We start from the raw sequence: 17,051 nt of genomic DNA, 5'->3' as shown, positions 1-17,051 counted from the left end.
GCCTGACGGCGGCTGACCTGTACTTTTCCGCTGTTCTCGCTGACTCTGGCGGACTTGGCCGCTAGTCTCCGAGCAGTGGGGGCACCTCCCGCGCCTCCGCAGGTAGTGGGGGAGAACGGGCAGCGTGTTGCTCGTGGCTCCCCAGGTGTGGGGCGACTAGGTTCCTCACCGGTCCGTATCCGACAGTTCGACATCCGAGGTGACGTAGGCGTGGCTCTTCCGCCCCTTACCCCTGAACAGCGCGCAGCCGCGCTCGAAAAGGCCGCCGCGGCTCGCCGGGAGCGGGCCGAGGTCAAGAATCGACTCAAGCACTCCGGCGCCTCCCTGCACGAGGTGATCAAGCAGGGCCAGGAGAACGACGTCATCGGCAAGATGAAGGTCTCCGCCCTGCTCGAGTCCCTGCCGGGCGTGGGCAAGGTCCGCGCCAAGCAGATCATGGAGCGTCTGGGCATCTCCGAGAGCCGTCGCGTGCGCGGTCTCGGCTCCAACCAGATCGCCTCCCTGGAGCGTGAGTTCGGCAGCACCGGCTCCTGAGTCCGGTTCCCGCCGGACCGGGAGTCCCGGGCACTCCGGGATTGCTGGAATAATCGCTGCATGGCTGTAACACCCCGGGGGACGACCCCCGTGCCCCCGGACGCACGTCCGCGGCTGACCGTGCTCTCCGGCCCCTCCGGGGTCGGCAAGAGCACGGTCGTCGCTCATATGCGCAAGGAACATCCCGAGGTCTGGCTCTCGGTGTCCGCGACCACCCGCAAGCCGCGCCCCGGCGAGCAGCACGGTGTCCACTACTTCTTCGTCACCGACGACGAGATGGACAAGCTGATCGCCAACGGCGAGCTGCTGGAGTGGGCCGAGTTCGCCGGCAACCGCTACGGCACGCCCCGCGCGGCCGTGCAGGAGCGGCTGGAGAAGGGCGAGCCCGTGCTGCTGGAGATCGACCTCCAGGGCGCCCGGCAGGTCCGCGAGTCGATGTCCGACGCCCAGCTGGTGTTCCTGGCCCCGCCCTCCTGGGAGGAGCTGGTGCGCAGGCTGACCGGCCGGGGTACCGAGCCGCCCGAGGTCATCGAGCGCCGCCTGGACGCGGCGAAGACCGAGCTGGCGGCCGAGCCGGAGTTCGACGAGACCCTCGTCAACACCTCCGTCGAGGACGTGGCCCGCGAGCTGCTAGCCTTGATGGACGTTGTGTGATCGTGACCGCCGCACCCAGGTGCACGCGGTTCCTCCCACCGACTGATTCTTTCCCATCCATCGGAAGGTAGAGCGTGTCCTCTTCCATCACCGCGCCCGAGGGCATCATCAACCCGCCGATCGACGAGCTGCTCGAGGCCACGGACTCGAAGTACAGCCTCGTGATCTACGCGGCCAAGCGGGCCCGCCAGATCAACGCGTACTACTCGCAGCTCGGTGAGGGCCTGCTCGAGTACGTCGGTCCGCTCGTGGACACCCACGTCCACGAGAAGCCGCTGTCGATCGCCCTGCGTGAGATCAACGCCGGTCTGCTGACCTCCGAGGCCATCGAGGGCCCCGCCCAGTAGCACCGCGCGGTAGTACTTTCAGATCGCGGTTGACTTATCCACAGGCCCGGCAGTCGTGCTGCCGGGCCTGTGGTGTGTGATGGACCCGTACGTTGCCGAGCCCGGGAGAGATGGTGCACAAGCCGAGGGTCGTTCTTGGGGTCAGCGGCGGCATCGCCGCGTACAAGGCCTGTGAGCTGCTGAGAGGGTTCACGGAGTCGGGCCACGACGTGCGCGTGGTGCCCACCGCGTCCGCGCTGCACTTCGTCGGCGCCGCCACCTGGTCCGCCCTCTCCGGCAACCCGGTCTCCACGGAGGTCTGGGACCACGTCGACGAGGTGCCACACGTGCGCATCGGCCAGCACGCCGACCTGGTCGTGGTGGCCCCCGCCACCGCCGACATGCTCGCCAAGGCCGCCCACGGCCTCGCGGACGACCTGCTGACCAACACCCTGCTCACCGCCCGCTGCCCGGTCGTCTTCGCGCCGGCCATGCACACGGAGATGTGGGAGCACCCCGCCACCCAGGAGAACGTGGCGACGCTGCGCCGCCGCGGCGCCGTCGTCATCGAGCCCGCGGTGGGCCGTCTGACCGGGGTCGACACCGGAAAGGGCCGGCTGCCCGACCCGGGGGAGATCTTCGAGGTGTGCCGCCGGGTCCTGGCCCGCGGCGCCCAGGCGCCCGATCTGGAGGGGCGGCACGTCGTGGTCTCCGCCGGCGGCACCCGTGAGCCCCTCGACCCGGTCCGCTTCCTGGGCAACCGCTCCTCCGGCAAGCAGGGCTACGCCCTCGCCCGCACCGCCGCCGCCCGCGGCGCCCGGGTCACGCTGGTCGCCGCCAACACCGGGCTGCCCGCCCCGGCCGGCGTCGACGTCGTGCCGGTGGGCACCGCCGTCCAGCTCCGCGAGGCCGTCCTGAAGGCCGCGGCCGACGCCGACGCCGTGGTCATGGCCGCCGCCGTCGCCGACTTCCGTCCCGCCGTCTACGCGTCCGGGAAGATCAAGAAGAAGGACGACCAGGAGCCCGCCCCCATCACCCTGGTACGGAATCCGGACATCCTCGCGGAGATCTCGGCCGAGCGTGCCAGGCCCGCGCAGGTCGTCGTCGGCTTCGCCGCGGAGACGGACGACGTGCTCGCCAACGGTCGCGCCAAGCTCGCCCGCAAGGGCTGCGACCTCCTCGTCGTCAACGAGGTGGGGGAGCGCAAGACCTTCGGCTCCGAGGAGAACGAGGCCGTGGTGCTGGGCTCCGACGGCAGCGAGACCCCCGTTCCGCACGGTCCCAAGGAGGCCCTCGCGGACGTCGTCTGGGACCTGGTGGCCGCCCGTCTCGGCTGACCCGGCCGCCCCCGTTGCGCCGTCCGGGCGCGGCCCGGTTCGGCCGTCCGGGCCGTTCTGACCGGGCCGTCGGACGTCGGTTTTCCGCCGCACAATGTCGCGTGGCGGCCCTGGCCAAGGCCGCTCGGCATTGTGCAGAATGCCCGTGCCGCAGGTCACAGCACTCCCGAGTGGCGAGACACGTGGGCCGGCGGCCGAGTGCGACCGATAAACTGTTCTCGGACGACGTCGGGTGCAGCCCCCCGCGTCATCTGCCAATGATCAGCCAGCAGCCGCTGCAACCCCAGGGAGCGTTGTGTCCCGTCGCCTGTTCACCTCGGAGTCCGTGACCGAGGGTCACCCCGACAAGATCGCTGACCAGATCAGCGACACCATTCTCGACGCGCTGCTGCGCGAGGACCCCTCCTCGCGTGTCGCCGTCGAGACGCTGATCACCACCGGCCTGGTCCACGTGGCCGGCGAGGTGACGACCAAGGCCTACGCGGACATCGCGACCCTGGTCCGCAACAAGATCCTCGAGATCGGTTACGACTCCTCGAAGAAGGGCTTCGACGGAGCCTCCTGCGGCGTCTCGGTGTCGATCGGCGCGCAGTCCCCGGACATCGCGCAGGGTGTCGACACGGCCTACGAGTCCCGGGTCGAGGGTGACGAGGACGAGCTCGACAAGCAGGGCGCCGGCGACCAGGGCCTGATGTTCGGCTACGCCTCGGACGAGACCCCGACGCTGATGCCGCTGCCCGTCTTCCTGGCGCACCGCCTGTCGAAGCGGCTCTCCGAGGTCCGCAAGAACGGCACCATCCCCTACCTGCGCCCCGACGGCAAGACGCAGGTCACCATCGAGTACGACGGCGACAAGGCCGTCCGCCTCGACACGGTCGTGGTCTCCTCCCAGCACGCCTCGGACATCGACCTCGAGTCGCTGCTCGCGCCCGACATCCGCGAGTTCGTCGTCGAGCCCGAGCTGAAGGCCCTGCTGGAGGACGGCATCAAGCTGGACACCGAGGGCTACCGGCTGCTGGTCAACCCGACCGGCCGCTTCGAGATCGGCGGCCCCATGGGCGACGCCGGCCTGACCGGCCGCAAGATCATCATCGACACCTACGGCGGCATGGCCCGCCACGGCGGCGGTGCCTTCTCCGGCAAGGACCCGTCCAAGGTCGACCGCTCCGCCGCCTACGCCATGCGCTGGGTCGCCAAGAACGTCGTGGCGGCGGGCCTGGCCTCCCGCTGCGAGGTCCAGGTCGCCTACGCCATCGGCAAGGCCGAGCCGGTGGGTCTGTTCGTGGAGACCTTCGGCACCGCCAAGATCGACCACGAGAAGATCGAGAAGGCGATCGACGAGGTCTTCGACCTCCGCCCGGCCGCCATCATCCGCGACCTCGACCTGCTCCGCCCGATCTACGCCCAGACCGCCGCGTACGGCCACTTCGGCCGTGAGCTGCCGGACTTCACCTGGGAGCGCACGGACCGCGTGGACGCCCTGCGCAAGGCCGCGGGCCTGTAGTCCCGTCCCGGTCGTCCCGCCGAGGCCCGGCTCCCCTTCGGGGGGCCGGGCCTCGGCACGTGTCCGGCGCTCCGGCGCGGTCCCGTCCCCATCTCCCGTCCCCGGGGGTTCCCACTCCGAGCGCCGGTTGTCGGTGGCGTTTGGTAAGAATGCAAGCGTGAGCAGCGAGAACGGTTCGGGGGGCGGCGGGGCCGAGGGGGCGCCGCCGGAGCAGCTCGCGCTCATCCGGGAGAGCGTGCGGGGCGCCAAGGTGCCCCGGGCCAAACCGCGGACCTGGCGGGGCGCCGCGCTGGCCGGCGAACTGCCCGTGGCGCGGGTCCTCGTCGACAAGGGCGTACTGCACCTGGACCGGTACTTCGACTACGCGGTGCCCGAGGAACTGGACGCCGAGGCGCAGCCCGGGGTCAGGGTGCGGGTGCGGTTCGGCGCCGGGCGGGGGCGCGTGCGCGAGGGCCGGCGCGAGGGCGGCGGGCTCATCGGCGGATTCATCGTGGAGCGGCGGGCCGAGTCCGAGTACTCCGGGCCGCTGGCCGCCCTCGCCCAGGTGGTGTCACCCGAGCCCGTGCTCAGCGAGGAGCTGCTGGGGCTCGCGCGGGCCGTCGCCGACCGGTACGCGGGGAGCCTCGCCGACGTGCTGCAGCTCGCCGTGCCGCCGCGCAGCGCCCGCGCCGAGCGGCGCCCCTCGCCCGACCCGCTGCCCCCGCCGCCGGCGCCGGAACCGGGCTCATGGACGCGGTACGAACAAGGGGCCGCCTTCCTCGGGTCGCTGGCCGCCGGCGCCGCCCCGCGCGCCGTGTGGAACGCCCTGCCGGGCCCGCTGTGGAGCGAGGAGCTGGCCCGGGCCGTCGCCGCCACGCTCGCCTCGGGACGCGGCGCGCTCGTCGTCGTACCGGACGGGCGGGCCGCCGCGCGCGTGGACGCCGCGCTGACCGCGCTGCTCGGCGAGGGCCGGCACGTGCTGCTCACCGCCGACGCCGGCCCCGAGAAGCGGTACGGGCAGTGGCTCGCCGTGCGGCGCGGGTCCGTGCGGGCCGTCGTCGGCACCCGGGCGGCGATGTTCGCGCCCGTGCGGGATCTCGGGCTCGTCGCCGTCTGGGACGACGGGGACGGCAGCCACAGCGAGCAGCACGCCCCGCAGCCGCACGCCCGGGACGTGCTGCTGCTGCGCGCCACGCTCGACAAGTGCGCCTTTCTGCTCGGCGGCTGGAGCTGCACGGTGGAGGGAGCCCAGCTCGTCGAGAGCGGCTGGGCGCGGCCCCTGGTCGCCGGCCGGGAGCAGGTGCGGGGGGCCGCCCCCCTCGTACGCACGGTCGGGGACGACGATCTCGCGCGCGACGAGGCCGCCCGCGCCGCCCGGCTGCCCACGCTCGCCTGGCAGGCGGTCCGGGAGGGGCTGCGGCACGGTCCGGTGCTGGTGCAGGTGCCCCGCCGGGGCTATGTGCCGCGCATGGCCTGTGCGCAGTGCCGGGCGCCCGCCCGGTGCCGGCACTGCGCGGGCCCGCTGGAGGCCCAGGACGCCGGTGCGCTGCGGTGCGGCTGGTGCGGGCGCGAGGAGGGGGCCTGGCACTGCCCGGAGTGCGGGAGCTTCCGGCTGCGGGCCCAGGTCGTGGGGGCGCGGCGGACCGCCGAGGAACTGGGGCGGGCCTTCCCCGCCGTACCGGTGCGCACCTCGGGGCGCGAGCACGTGCTGGACACGGTGCCGGGCACGCCCGCGCTGGTGGTGAGCACGCCGGGGGCGGAACCCGTCGCCGAGGGCGGCTACGCGGCCGCCCTGCTGCTGGACGGCTGGGCCATGCTCGGCCGGCCCGACCTGCGGGCCGGCGAGGAGGCGCTGCGCCGGTGGATCGCCGCCGCGGCGCTCGTCCGGCCGCAGGGCGAGCGGGGCACCGTCGTCGTGGTGGCCGAGCCGACCCTGCGGCCCGTGCAGGCGCTGGTGCGCTGGGACCCCGTGGGGCACGCGGTGCGGGAGCTGGCCGAGCGCGCCGAGCTGGGCTTCCCCCCGGTGTCCCGGATGGCGGCCGTGTCGGGGACGGCCCAGGCCGTGGCCGACTTCCTCGGCGCCGTGGACCTGCCCGCGGACGCCGAGGTGCTGGGGCCGGTGCCGGTGCCCCCCGCGCTGCCGGGCCGCCCCCGCAGGCCCGGCGCGCCGCCACCGGGTGAGCACTGGGAGCGGGCCCTGGTGCGGGTGCCGCCCGGCAGTGGCGCCACGCTGGCCACCGCCCTGAAAACGGCTCAGGCCGCGCGGATGGCGCGGGGGAGCGAGGAGCCGGTACGGGTGCGGATCGATCCCCCGGACATCGGCTGACCGCCCGCGGGCCGCGGCCCGGACCGGCCCCGCGCCGTGCCCGGGCATACGTCTGCCCTCCCGGCGTCTCCCGGGAGGGCAGGGGTGAGGTCGGGGCCGGCCGGCACGCTCAGCCGTTGCGCGGGCCCGGGAAGGCCGTCGGCCGGGCGTCGTCGCGGAGCGTCGGGCTGCCCGCGGTCGGCTGAGTCGGCATGGAACGGGCCGCGGGCACCGTCGGCACCGCGGGCAGGGGGGAGTTCACGTCGAGGGTGCGGGTGCCCGACGCCTCCGTGGCGCGCTCGTTCTCGGCGGCCGCCTGCGTGGCCGCCCGGCGGGCGCCGTATCGGCGGTGCACCGCCTGCTTGGTGACACCGAGGGCCGAGCCCACCGCGTCCCAGGAGAAGCCGAGCGAGCGGTCGAAGTCCACGGCGGCGGTGACCAGCGTCTCGACGCTGTCCCGGAGCTCCTGGGCGAGGCGGACCGTGGGGGCGGGGGCGCGTCCGTAGACGACGAAGCCCGTGGACGGGCCGGAACGGCGCGGACGGTAGACGTTGCCCAGCTGGGCGGTGAGCGTGCGCAGCGCGTCCACCTGCCGGCGGACCCGCTCGATGTCCCGCACCAGCAAGTGCAGGCTGGCCCGGGCCTGGGCGTCGTGGGTTGCGTGGTCGGCCATGAACAAGCCTCTCGAACCGGCGTTGAAAGGAATTGGGCCGCTGGCGCGGCACGGTGTGGTCAACTCTCTCTTGACCAACGCGTGGACGCGCCGCTGGTCACGGGGTGGGGGCGTACGGGCATATTCGTACGCCGCCCGTCACCCGCGCACCACCGGCGCGGTCCGGCCGCCGTCGGCTCCCGCGTGGGTCCGCGGCAGTGGGGCGGTGGACCCGGCCCGGGTCATAGACTGGTGCGCTGCCCGTCCGACCCCCGCCCGAGAGGCCCGATCCCGCCCATGAAGCTCGTCTTCGCCGGTACCCCCGAGGTCGCCGTTCCCGCCCTGGACGCTCTCCTCGCCTCCGGGCGGCACGAGGTGGCCGCCGTCGTCACACGGCCCGACGCGCCGGCCGGACGGGGGCGCAGGCTGGTCGCGTCCCCCGTGGCCGAACGGGCGGCGGAGGCCGGCATCGAGGTGCTGAAGCCGGCCAAGCCGCGCGACCCCGAGTTCCTGGAGCGGCTGCGGGAGATCGCCCCGGACTGCTGCCCCGTGGTCGCCTACGGCGCCCTGCTGCCCAGGGCCGCCCTGGACATCCCGGCGCACGGCTGGGTCAACCTGCACTTCTCCCTGCTGCCCGCCTGGCGCGGGGCCGCGCCCGTGCAGCACGCCCTCATGGCGGGCGACGAGATCACCGGCGCCTCCACCTTCCTCATCGAGGAGGGGCTCGACTCGGGACCGGTGTACGGCACCGTCACCGAGCAGGTCCGGCCCACCGACACCAGCGGCGACCTGCTCACCCGGCTCGCCTTCGCCGGCTCGGGCCTGCTGGCCGCGACCATGGACGGCATCGAGGACGGCACCCTGAAGGCCGTACCGCAGCCCGCCGAGGGCATCACCCTCGCACCCAAGATCACCGTCGAGGACGCCCAGGTGGACTGGGCGGCACCGGCCCTCCGCGTCGACCGGGTGGTGCGCGGCTGCACGCCCGCCCCCGGTGCCTGGACCACGTTCCGCGGCGAACGGCTCAAGCTCGTCCAGGTCACCCCCGTGCCCGAGCGCACCGGACTCGCCCCCGGGCAGCTCGCGGCCGGCAAGAACAGCGTGCACGTGGGCACCGGTTCGTACGCCGTCGAGCTGCTGTGGGTGCAGGCGCAGGGCAAGAAGCCGATGCGCGCCGCCGACTGGGCGCGCGGGGCGCGTATCGCCGAGGGGGAGACGCTCGGGGGCTGAGCCCCGAGCGGCGGGGGCGCGGCCGCGGCGACGTAACCTGGGAACCGCACCCCCTTCTTCACAGCCGGAGCACCTTTTTCGTGAGCGAGCAGTCCCAGCGGCCGCGCAGGCCCGCCAAGCCCTACCGCCGTCCCCAGAAGGACCCCGTCCGCATCCTGGCCTTCGACGTGCTGCGCGCGGTGGACGAACGGGACGCGTACGCCAACCTGGTCCTGCCGCCGCTGCTGCGCAAGGCCCGCGAGAAGGGCGGCTTCGAAGCGCGGGACGCCGCCCTCGCCACCGAGCTGGTGTACGGGACGCTGCGCCGGCAGGGCACCTACGACGCCGTCATCGCCGCCTGCGTCGACCGGCCGCTGCGCGAGGTCGACCCTCCGGTGCTCGACGTGCTCAGCCTGGGTGTGCACCAGCTGCTCGGGACCCGGATCCCCAGCCACGCCGCCGTGTCCGCCTCCGTGGAGCTGGCGCGGGTGGTGCTCGGGGACGGGCGCGCCAAGTTCGTCAACGCGGTGCTGCGGAAGGTGGCCCAGCACGATCTCGACGGATGGATCGAGAAGGTCGCGCCCCCTTACGACGACGATCCCGAGGACCATCTCGCCGTCGTGCACTCGCATCCGCGCTGGGTCGTCTCCGCGCTGTGGGACTCCCTCGGCGGCGGCCGGGCCGGCATCGAGGAACTGCTGGCGGCCGACAACGAGCGGCCCGAGGTCACGCTCGTGGCGCGGCCGGGCCGGGCCACCACCGCCGAACTGCTGGGCGAGGAGGCCGCCGTGCCGGGCCGCTGGTCCCCCTACGCCGTGCGGCTGGCCGAGGGCGGCGAGCCGGGCGCGGTGCCGGCCGTGCACGAGGGGCGGGCCGGGGTGCAGGACGAGGGCAGCCAGCTGGTCGCCCTCGCGCTCGCGAACGCCCCGCTCGACGGCTCCGACGCCACGTGGCTCGACGGCTGCGCCGGTCCCGGCGGCAAGGCCGCGCTGCTGGCCGCCCTCGCCGCCGAGCGCGGGGCGTCGTTGCTGGCCGCCGAGAAGCAGCCGCACCGGGCCGGGCTGGTGGCCAAGGCTCTCAAGGGCAACCCGGGCCCCTACCAGGTCGTCACCGCCGACGGGACCCGCCCGCCGTGGCGGGCCGGCTCCTTCGACCGGGTGCTGATGGACGTGCCCTGTACCGGGCTCGGCGCCCTGCGCCGCCGCCCCGAGGCGCGGTGGCGGCGCCGCCCGGAGGACCTGGACACCTTCGGGCCGCTCCAGCGCGCCCTGCTGCGCACCGCGCTGGACTCGGTGCGGGTCGGCGGAGTGGTCGGCTACGCCACCTGCTCGCCGCATCTCGCCGAGACCCGGGCGGTCGTCGGTGATGTGCTGAAGCAGCGCCCGGACACCGAGCTGATCGACGCCCGCCCCCTGCTGCCGGGTGTCCCGGCGCTCGGCGAGGGGCCCGACGTACAGCTCTGGCCGCACCTGCACGGCACCGACGCGATGTACCTGGCCCTGATCCGCCGCACCGGCTGACACCGGCCGGACGTGCCCCGGGGCGCGCGGGGGACCGCGCGCCCGGCAGGTACCCGCCCGGTGCCGGGACACCCCCCGCACGGACCGCCGTCACAGGCCCGCGCGGCGGCATGGCAGGCTTGGGTCATGGCCGCGCAGATCAACCCCAGCATTCTGTCCGCCGACTTCGCCCGCCTCGCGGACGAGGCCAGGGCGGTCGAGGGAGCCGACTGGCTCCATGTCGACGTCATGGACAACCATTTCGTCCCGAACCTCACGCTCGGTGTGCCGGTCGTGGAGTCCCTCGCGCGTGCCACGGGCACTCCGCTGGACTGCCATCTGATGATCGAGGACCCCGATCGCTGGGCGCCGCAGTACGTCGAGGCGGGGGCCTCGTCGGTCACCTTCCACGTCGAGGCGGCCGCCGCGCCGGTGCGCCTCGCCCGGGAGATCCGCGCCAAGGGCGCCCGCGCCTCCATGGCGCTGAAGCCCGCGACGCCGATCGAGCCGTACGAGGACCTGCTGCCGGAACTCGACATGCTGCTGATCATGACGGTCGAGCCGGGCTTCGGCGGGCAGGCCTTCCTCGACATCATGCTGCCGAAGATCCGCCGCACCCGGGAGCTGATCGGCAAGCACGGCCTCCAGCTCTGGCTGCAGGTCGACGGCGGTGTCTCGGCCTCGACCATCGAGCGGTGCGCGGACGCGGGGGCGGACGTCTTCGTGGCCGGCTCGGCCGTGTACGGGGCCGACGACCCCGCGGAGGCGGTGCGGGCGCTGCGCGCCCAGGCGGATTCCGCGACCGCCAAGGCGTCCTGGGCATGCGGCCACTGAGCCACGGCTGTGTGAACGCTTGAGTGAACGCCGCCCATGTGGGCGGATGAGCCGCGCCGGATCTGCAAGGATGAACGGCGAATCCAGAGTGTGAACAGCAGTGAGGAGATCGCCGTGTCGGGTATGTCGGCGGGCCGGTCAGCCATGCGGATGGGACCCGCTGAGCTGGTGCAGGCGGCGGCCATGGCCCGCCGCTTCTACCTCGAGGGCAAATCCAAGATCCAGATCGCGGAGGAGTTCGGCGTCAGCCGCTTCAAAGTGGCCCGGGTCCTGGAGACGGCCCTCGAACGGGATCTCGTGCGTATCGAGATCCGGGTGCCGGCCGAGCTGGACGCGGAGCGCTCCGACGCGCTCCGCGCCCGCTACGGCCTGAGGCACGCCGTCGTGGTCGAGTCCCCGGCCGAGGCGGAGGAGACCCCCGACCCCGAGAATCTCGGCGAGGTCGCCGCAGATCTGCTCGGTGAGCTCGTCAACGAGGGGGATGTGCTCGGGATGGCGTGGGGCCGGTCCACCATTCACATGGCGGCCGCGCTCGACCGGCTGCCGCCGTGCACGGTGGTGCAGCTCACGGGTGTGTACGACGCCGGGACCTCCGAGCGCGGCTCGGTGGAGGCCGTGCGCCGCGCCGCCCAGGTGTCGGGCGGCGACGCCCACCCCATCTACGCGCCGATGCTGCTGCCGGACGCGGCCACCGCGGCCGCGCTGCGCAACCAGACGGGGATCGCCCGGGCCTTCGAGTACTTCGACAAGGTCACGGTCGCCTGCGTCTCCATCGGCTCCTGGGAGCCCGGTATCTCGACGGTGCACGACATGCTCAGCGACGAGGAGCGCGCGCACTACGCCTCGCTCGGTGTCGCCGCCGAGATGGCCGCGCACCTGTTCGACGCCGAGGGGCGCCGGATCGGGCGGGACCTGGGGGAGCGGTGCATCACGGTCAAGGCCGACCAGCTCCGCCGCATCCCGGAGGTCGTGGCGATCGCCGGTGGCCAGCGCAAGGCCTCCGCGATCGACGCGGTGCTGCGCTCCGGGCTGGTCACCAGCCTGGTCACGGACACCTCGGCCGCCGACTACCTGATGACGGCCGGGCCGGCGCCGAAGCCCGCGCTCAGCCGCGCGGACCCCGACGGGCACTGACCGACCCCTTGCGGGCCCCGGCGTGATCCGGCGGGCTCGACGGAGCCCGCCGGATCACGCCGGTCCGGCGGGTCGCGGTGCGGACGTGACGGGACGGCCGTGGCAGCATCGGCGGCATGCTGCTGTCGCGGTTCGTCCCCCACGCGCGCCCGAGGACCGTTCGCCACGCACGCCCGAGGACGGTTCTCCACGCGTTCCAGGGGGCCGTACTCCGGTCCGGGGCGCGCCGCGTTCCCGCCGTGCTCGCGGGCGCGCTGCTGGCGCTGGCGGTCCTGCTGACCGGCTGCTCCGGCACGGGCGGAGCCGCGCCGGCGGACACGGGCGCGTCCGCCCCGGAGTGGGCCCGGGGCATGGCCACCGTCCAGGAGTCCCGGTTGCCGGCCGAGGCGCGCCGGACCCTCGCCCTCATCGACCAGGGCGGCCCCTACCCGTACGCCAGGGACGGCGTCGTGTTCGGGAACTTCGAGGGACGTCTGCCGAAGCGGCCGCGCGGCTACTACCACGAGTACACGGTGCCCACCCCGGGTTCACCGGACCGCGGGGCACGACGGCTGGTCACCGGGCGGGACGGGGAGATCTACTACACCGATGATCACTACAACTCGTTCCGGGCGGTGCTGAGATGACCGAAGACCTGACGGGCCGCCTCGTGGTCGCCCTCGACCTCGACGGGGTCACGGACAAGGCGGGCCTGATGGACCGCACCGCCCGGGCCCTGGCGCTGCCCGACTGGTTCGGCCGCAACTGGGACGCGCTGGCGGACTCCCTGGCCGACCACACCGTCTGGCCCGAGGACGCCGTCGAACGGGGGCTGCTGGTCGTCGTGCGGGGCTGGCGGGAGTACGCCCGGGCCAACCCCCGGGAGTGGCTGACCGCGCAGGACGTGTTCGAGGAGGCCGTGGACCGGACCCCCGCGCTCACCGTGGTCCTGGCCCTTGGGGGATCCTCCGAGGGCCCTTCCGGCGGGCCTGGAGGTTCTGTGGGGGCGTGACGGGCCGGCCGTCATGGGACAATGAGGTACGTGCTCTTTTCCCCCTGGCGCACCCGTCGGGGGGTCACCTCTGATCGACTGGGATGTGCGGCACGTGCGTTTCCTCAATGACATCCAGCCCGCGTACGACCTGACGTACGACGACGTCTTCATGGTGCCCAGCCGCTCCGCGGTCGGGTCGCGTCAGGGCGTGGACCTCGGCTCGCCGGACGGCACCGGTACCACCATCCCGCTCGTCGTCGCCAACATGACCGCCATCGCCGGCCGCCGCATGGCCGAGACGGTCGCCCGGCGCGGCGGCCTCGTGGTCATCCCGCAGGACATCCCGATCGACGTGGTCACCGACGTCGTCACCTGGGTCAAGAGCCGCCACCTGGTGCTGGACACCCCGATCGTGCTGGCCCCGCACCAGACCGTCGCCGACGCCCTGGCCCTGCTGCCCAAGCGCGCGCACAACGCCGGCGTGGTCGTCGACGAGGAGCAGCGTCCGGTCGGCGTCGTCACCGACGCGGACCTGAGCGGTGTCGACCGCTTCACCCAGCTCGAAGTGGTCATGTCCAGGGACCTGCTGCTGCTCGACGCCGACATCGACCCGCGCGAGGCCTTCAACACCCTAGACGCGCACAACCGCCGCTACGCCCCGGCCGTGGACAAGGACGGCCGGCTCGCCGGCATCCTGACCCGCAAGGGAGCCCTGCGGGCCACGCTGTACACCCCGGCCGTGGACGCGAACGGCAGGCTGCGCGTCGCCGCCGCCGTCGGCATCAACGGCGACGTGGCCGGCAAGGCCAAGCAGCTCCTCGACGCGGGCGTGGACACGCTCGTCATCGACACCGCGCACGGCCACCAGGAGTCGATGATCAGCGCGGTCAAGGTGGTGCGCGCGCTCGACCCGCAGGTGCCGATCGCGGCGGGCAACATCGTCTCCGCCGAGGGCGTCAAGGACCTCATCGACGCCGGCGCGGACATCATCAAGGTCGGTGTCGGCCCCGGCGCGATGTGCACGACCCGGATGATGACCGGCGTGGGCCGGCCGCAGTTCTCCGCGGTCCTGGAGTGCGCCGCCGAGGCGCGGAAGTACGGCAAGCACGTGTGGGCCGACGGCGGTGTGCGGCACCCGCGCGACGTGGCCATGGCCCTCGCGGCCGGCGCGTCCAACGTGATGGTCGGCTCCTGGTTCGCGGGCACCTACGAGTCCCCGGGCGACCTCCAGCAGGACGCGAACGGCCGCCTCTACAAGGAGTCGTTCGGCATGGCCTCCGCGCGCGCGGTGCGCAACCGCACCTCGGAGGAGTCCGCCTACGACCGTGCCCGCAAGGCCCTGTTCGAGGAGGGCATCTCCACCTCCCGGATGTTCCTCGACCCGGCCCGCCCGGGCGTCGAGGACCTGGTCGACTCGATCATCGCGGGCGTCCGCTCCTCCTGCACGTACGCCGGTGCGGGTTCCCTGGAGGAGTTCGCCGAGAAGGCCGTGGTCGGCATCCAGAGCGCCGCCGGCTACGCCGAGGGCAAGCCGCTGCACGCCAGCTGGAACTGACACGGCCGGCCGTCACCGGCCCGACCCGCCGTACGGCCCCCGCCGGTCCCGTTCCCGGGACGGACGGGGGCCGTCGGCGTGTCCGGGGCGCATCGCGCCGGCCGGGTGCGAACCTTCCGCACCCGGCCACCCGTGGGGCTCCTCGGCGTCAGGCTTCCCTTCACGGACTGCGGCGGCACGAGTCACTCGCCGGTGACGGCGCGCCGAGCGGGCGCCCGGCAGGGACGAGCCGCCGGAACGGCCGGCGCCCGGCGAGGCCGTCGCGGGGAGCCGGAGGAAGCGTGCGAAAAGGGACCGGCGGAGCCGCCGCGCAACGGTTCGCGGTCCGGGCGCAACAAAAGGGCACCGGGCCCCGATCAACGCAATGATCATGCGGGCATGCGCAACCTTGCTGCATTACGCCCGCGAAGCCGCGCCTCGTAGGGTGCTGGGCTGTAGGTGGCGTGGCGGGGACTCCGCTCGGCGGGTTCCTGCCCCCAGGGGGCTTCCGCCGGTCCTCGTCCGTCCTGACCGGCAGCGATAAGGAGCCAGCACGTGCTCGACCAAGGCGCACCCCCGCAAGACCAGAGAACGGCCGCCCCCGCGTCCCCGGGCGTCGCCGCGCGCCTCATGCGTCGCAAGCCCGTGGAACGCCTGGTCGCCGAGGGCGGTCAGGGTGAGGGAGGGACGCTGCGGCGGTCCCTCGGGCTGTGGCAGCTGACCATGATCAGCATCGGCGCCACCCTCGGCACCGGTATCTTCGTCGTCCTCGGCGAGGCCGTTCCCAAGGCGGGTCCGGCCGTCACCCTCTCCTTCGTGATCGCCGGACTCACCGCACTGTTCTCGGCGCTGTCCTACGCCGAGCTGGCGGGCACCATCCCGGTCTCCGGATCGTCGTACTCGTACGCATACGCAACCATGGGCGAACTGATCGCCTGGGTCTGCGGCTGGTGCCTGCTCCTGGAGTACGGCGTCTCGGTCGCCGCCGTCGCCGTCGGCTGGGGCGAGTACCTCAACGAACTGCTCGACGGCACCATCGGCGTCACCATCCCGGACGCCCTGTCCGCCCCGCCCGGCGACGGGGGCGTCTTCAACCTGCCCGCCCTGATCGTCGTGCTCCTCGCGATGGCGTTCCTGCTCGGCGGCGCGAAGGAGTCCGCGCGCGCCAACACGATCATGGTGTGCGTGAAGATCGCCGCGCTGGTCCTGTTCTGCGCCATCGGCTTCATGGGCTTCAAGTCGGGCAACTACGCGCACTTCATGCCGCTCGGCATGGCGGGCGTCAGCGCGGCCGGCGCCACGCTGTTCTTCTCCTACATCGGCTTCGACGCCGCCTCCACCGCCGGTGAGGAGGCGAAGAACGCCCAGCGGGACCTGCCGCGCGCGATCATGCTGTCCCTCGTCATCGTGACCACCCTGTACGTGCTGGTCGCGGCCGTCGCCGTCGGCGCGCGGCCCTGGCGGAGGTTCAACGACTCCGAGGCCGCGCTCGCCCAGATCATGCGGGACGTCACCGGGCAGAGCTTCTGGGCCACCCTGCTGGCCTTCTGTGCCGTCATCGCCATCGCGAGCGTCGTCCTGACCGTGCTCTACGGCCAGACCCGCATCCTCTTCGCCATGGCCCGGGACGGTCTCGTGCCCAAGGTCTTCGCCCGGGTCCATCCGAAGACGGGCGCACCCCGCGCCAACACGGTGATCGTCTCGCTGTTCTGCGGCGTCCTCGCCGCCGCCGTCCCGCTGGGCCAGCTGGCCGACGCCACCAGCATCGGCACGCTGTTCGCCTTCGCTCTGGTCAACGTGGCCGTGGTGGTGCTGCGCCGGACCCGCCCGGACATGCCGCGCACCTTCCGCGTCCCGCTGTCGCCGGTGCTGCCCGCGCTGGGCTTCGCCTTCTGCGTCTGGATGATGGGGAGCCTGTCCGCCGTCACCTGGGTGGTCTTCGGTGTCTGGATGGCCGTCGGGCTCGTGTTCTACTTCGGGTACGGCTATCGCCGCTCCCGTCTCGCGACCGCTGAGGACGTCGCGGTGGCGGCGGAGAAGTGACCGACCCGGAGAAATGAACCACCCCTCGTGCTGAACGATCTCGACGAACGCATCGTGCACGCCCTCGCCGAGGACGCGCGCCGCTCCTACGCGGACATCGGGCAGCTCGTCGGCCTGTCCGCACCCGCCGTCAAACGGCGCGTGGACCGGCTGCGGGCCACCGGAGCCATCACCGGCTTCACCGTCCGGGTGGACCCGGCGGCGCTCGGCTGGGAGACCGAGGGGTTCGTCGAGATCTACTGCCGGCGCAACACCTCGCCGGAGACCATCCAGCGGGGCCTGGAGCGCTACCAGGAGGTCGTGGCCGCGTCGACCGTCACGGGTGACGCGGACGCGGTCGTCCAGGTCTTCGCCTCCGACATGCGCCACTTCGAACGGGTGCTGGAGCGCATCGCCGGTGAGCCGTTCGTGGAGCGGACCAAGTCGGTGCTGGTGCTGTCGCCGCTGCTGCGCCGCTTCTCCTCGGGGGCTCCGGGCTAGAGCCCCGCTTCCCTGGATGATCACCCCGGAGCCTCCCGGTGAGGTTCCGGAGGT

16 protein-coding genes are annotated in these 17,051 nt (G+C 73.4%); 15 read left to right on the top strand and 1 reads right to left on the bottom strand.

Annotated features, from left to right (window positions below):
• The first annotated feature begins 210 nt into the window (after positions 1-210).
• From ACWCPN_RS10330 to ACWCPN_RS10305, 6 genes are all read left to right on the top strand, one after another.
• A complete protein-coding gene (locus tag ACWCPN_RS10330; RefSeq protein WP_003977346.1) occupies positions 211-534 on the top strand; it encodes an integration host factor in 324 nt (107 codons plus the stop codon).
• Between the two features lie 60 nt (positions 535-594).
• Positions 595-1,188 (top strand): guanylate kinase, encoded by a 594-nt coding sequence (gene gmk / locus ACWCPN_RS10325; RefSeq protein ID WP_451204098.1) that lies wholly within the window; start codon positions 595-597, stop codon positions 1,186-1,188.
• Between the two features lie 74 nt (positions 1,189-1,262).
• Positions 1,263-1,535, top strand: a complete 273-nt coding sequence (rpoZ, locus tag ACWCPN_RS10320; protein ID WP_005319902.1) for a DNA-directed RNA polymerase subunit omega — start codon at positions 1,263-1,265, stop codon at positions 1,533-1,535.
• Between the two features lie 113 nt (positions 1,536-1,648).
• Complete coding sequence (coaBC, locus tag ACWCPN_RS10315; protein ID WP_451204531.1) at positions 1,649-2,851, top strand: bifunctional phosphopantothenoylcysteine decarboxylase/phosphopantothenate--cysteine ligase CoaBC; 1,203 nt, start codon at positions 1,649-1,651, stop codon at positions 2,849-2,851.
• A gap of 295 nt (positions 2,852-3,146) precedes the next feature.
• Entirely contained in the window at positions 3,147-4,355 is a 1,209-nt protein-coding gene (gene metK, locus ACWCPN_RS10310; protein ID WP_199209778.1) for a methionine adenosyltransferase, read from the top strand.
• A 157-nt stretch (positions 4,356-4,512) separates the two neighbouring features.
• Positions 4,513-6,660 (top strand): primosomal protein N', encoded by a 2,148-nt coding sequence (locus tag ACWCPN_RS10305; protein WP_451204095.1) that lies wholly within the window; start codon positions 4,513-4,515, stop codon positions 6,658-6,660.
• A 109-nt stretch (positions 6,661-6,769) separates the two neighbouring features.
• On the opposite strand, the gene ACWCPN_RS10300 is transcribed toward ACWCPN_RS10305, so the two are convergent.
• Positions 6,770-7,312, bottom strand: a complete 543-nt coding sequence (locus ACWCPN_RS10300) for a hypothetical protein (protein WP_451204093.1) — start codon at positions 7,310-7,312, stop codon at positions 6,770-6,772.
• 276 nt (positions 7,313-7,588) lie between these two features.
• Here ACWCPN_RS10300 and fmt point away from each other — a divergent pair, with 276 nt between their 5' ends.
• From fmt to ACWCPN_RS10255, 9 genes are all read left to right on the top strand, one after another.
• Positions 7,589-8,521, top strand: coding sequence for a methionyl-tRNA formyltransferase (gene fmt / locus ACWCPN_RS10295; RefSeq protein WP_392294470.1), 933 nt, complete (start codon positions 7,589-7,591; stop codon positions 8,519-8,521).
• An 80-nt stretch (positions 8,522-8,601) separates the two neighbouring features.
• Positions 8,602-10,020, top strand: a complete 1,419-nt coding sequence (locus ACWCPN_RS10290) for an RsmB/NOP family class I SAM-dependent RNA methyltransferase (protein WP_451204091.1) — start codon at positions 8,602-8,604, stop codon at positions 10,018-10,020.
• A 126-nt stretch (positions 10,021-10,146) separates the two neighbouring features.
• Positions 10,147-10,833, top strand: coding sequence for a ribulose-phosphate 3-epimerase (rpe, locus tag ACWCPN_RS10285; RefSeq protein ID WP_199209776.1), 687 nt, complete (start codon positions 10,147-10,149; stop codon positions 10,831-10,833).
• Between the two features lie 90 nt (positions 10,834-10,923).
• A complete protein-coding gene (locus ACWCPN_RS10280; RefSeq protein ID WP_451204088.1) occupies positions 10,924-11,967 on the top strand; it encodes a sugar-binding transcriptional regulator in 1,044 nt (347 codons plus the stop codon).
• 239 nt (positions 11,968-12,206) lie between these two features.
• The gene (locus ACWCPN_RS10275) at positions 12,207-12,593 is read left to right on the top strand and encodes a ribonuclease domain-containing protein (RefSeq protein WP_451204086.1); all 387 of its coding nucleotides are present in this window, start codon (positions 12,207-12,209) and stop codon (positions 12,591-12,593) included.
• Positions 12,590-12,958: a barstar family protein gene (locus ACWCPN_RS10270; RefSeq protein WP_365122918.1), complete on the top strand. Its 369-nt coding sequence runs from the start codon at positions 12,590-12,592 to the stop codon at positions 12,956-12,958. The genes ACWCPN_RS10275 and ACWCPN_RS10270 overlap by 4 nt, the downstream gene beginning before the upstream one ends.
• A 94-nt stretch (positions 12,959-13,052) precedes the next feature.
• Positions 13,053-14,495: a GuaB1 family IMP dehydrogenase-related protein gene (locus ACWCPN_RS10265; RefSeq protein WP_451204084.1), complete on the top strand. Its 1,443-nt coding sequence runs from the start codon at positions 13,053-13,055 to the stop codon at positions 14,493-14,495.
• Positions 14,496-15,029: 534 nt separating this feature from the next.
• Positions 15,030-16,517, top strand: coding sequence for an amino acid permease (locus ACWCPN_RS10260; protein ID WP_451204082.1), 1,488 nt, complete (start codon positions 15,030-15,032; stop codon positions 16,515-16,517).
• Between the two features lie 27 nt (positions 16,518-16,544).
• On the top strand, positions 16,545-16,997 hold the full coding sequence (locus tag ACWCPN_RS10255; RefSeq protein ID WP_132894522.1) for an Lrp/AsnC family transcriptional regulator: 453 nt from the start codon (positions 16,545-16,547) through the stop codon (positions 16,995-16,997).
• Positions 16,998-17,051 lie beyond the last annotated feature (54 nt).

The sequence above is a fragment of the Streptomyces sp. NPDC002386 genome (assembly GCF_053593175.1).
This window is presented reverse-complemented; position numbering and strand designations above follow the sequence as displayed.

Excerpts from the sequence above, each read along its gene's own strand:
- rpe (WP_199209776.1), top strand. The coding sequence starts at position 10,147 with ATGGCCGCGCAGATCAACCCCAGCATTCTGTCCGCCGACTTCGCCCGC.
- ACWCPN_RS10270 (WP_365122918.1), top strand. The coding sequence starts at position 12,590 with ATGACCGAAGACCTGACGGGCCGCCTCGTGGTCGCCCTCGACCTCGAC.
- gmk (WP_451204098.1), top strand. The coding sequence starts at position 595 with ATGGCTGTAACACCCCGGGGGACGACCCCCGTGCCCCCGGACGCACGT.
- ACWCPN_RS10300 (WP_451204093.1), bottom strand. The coding sequence starts at position 7,312 with ATGGCCGACCACGCAACCCACGACGCCCAGGCCCGGGCCAGCCTGCAC.
- fmt (WP_392294470.1), top strand. The coding sequence starts at position 7,589 with ATGAAGCTCGTCTTCGCCGGTACCCCCGAGGTCGCCGTTCCCGCCCTG.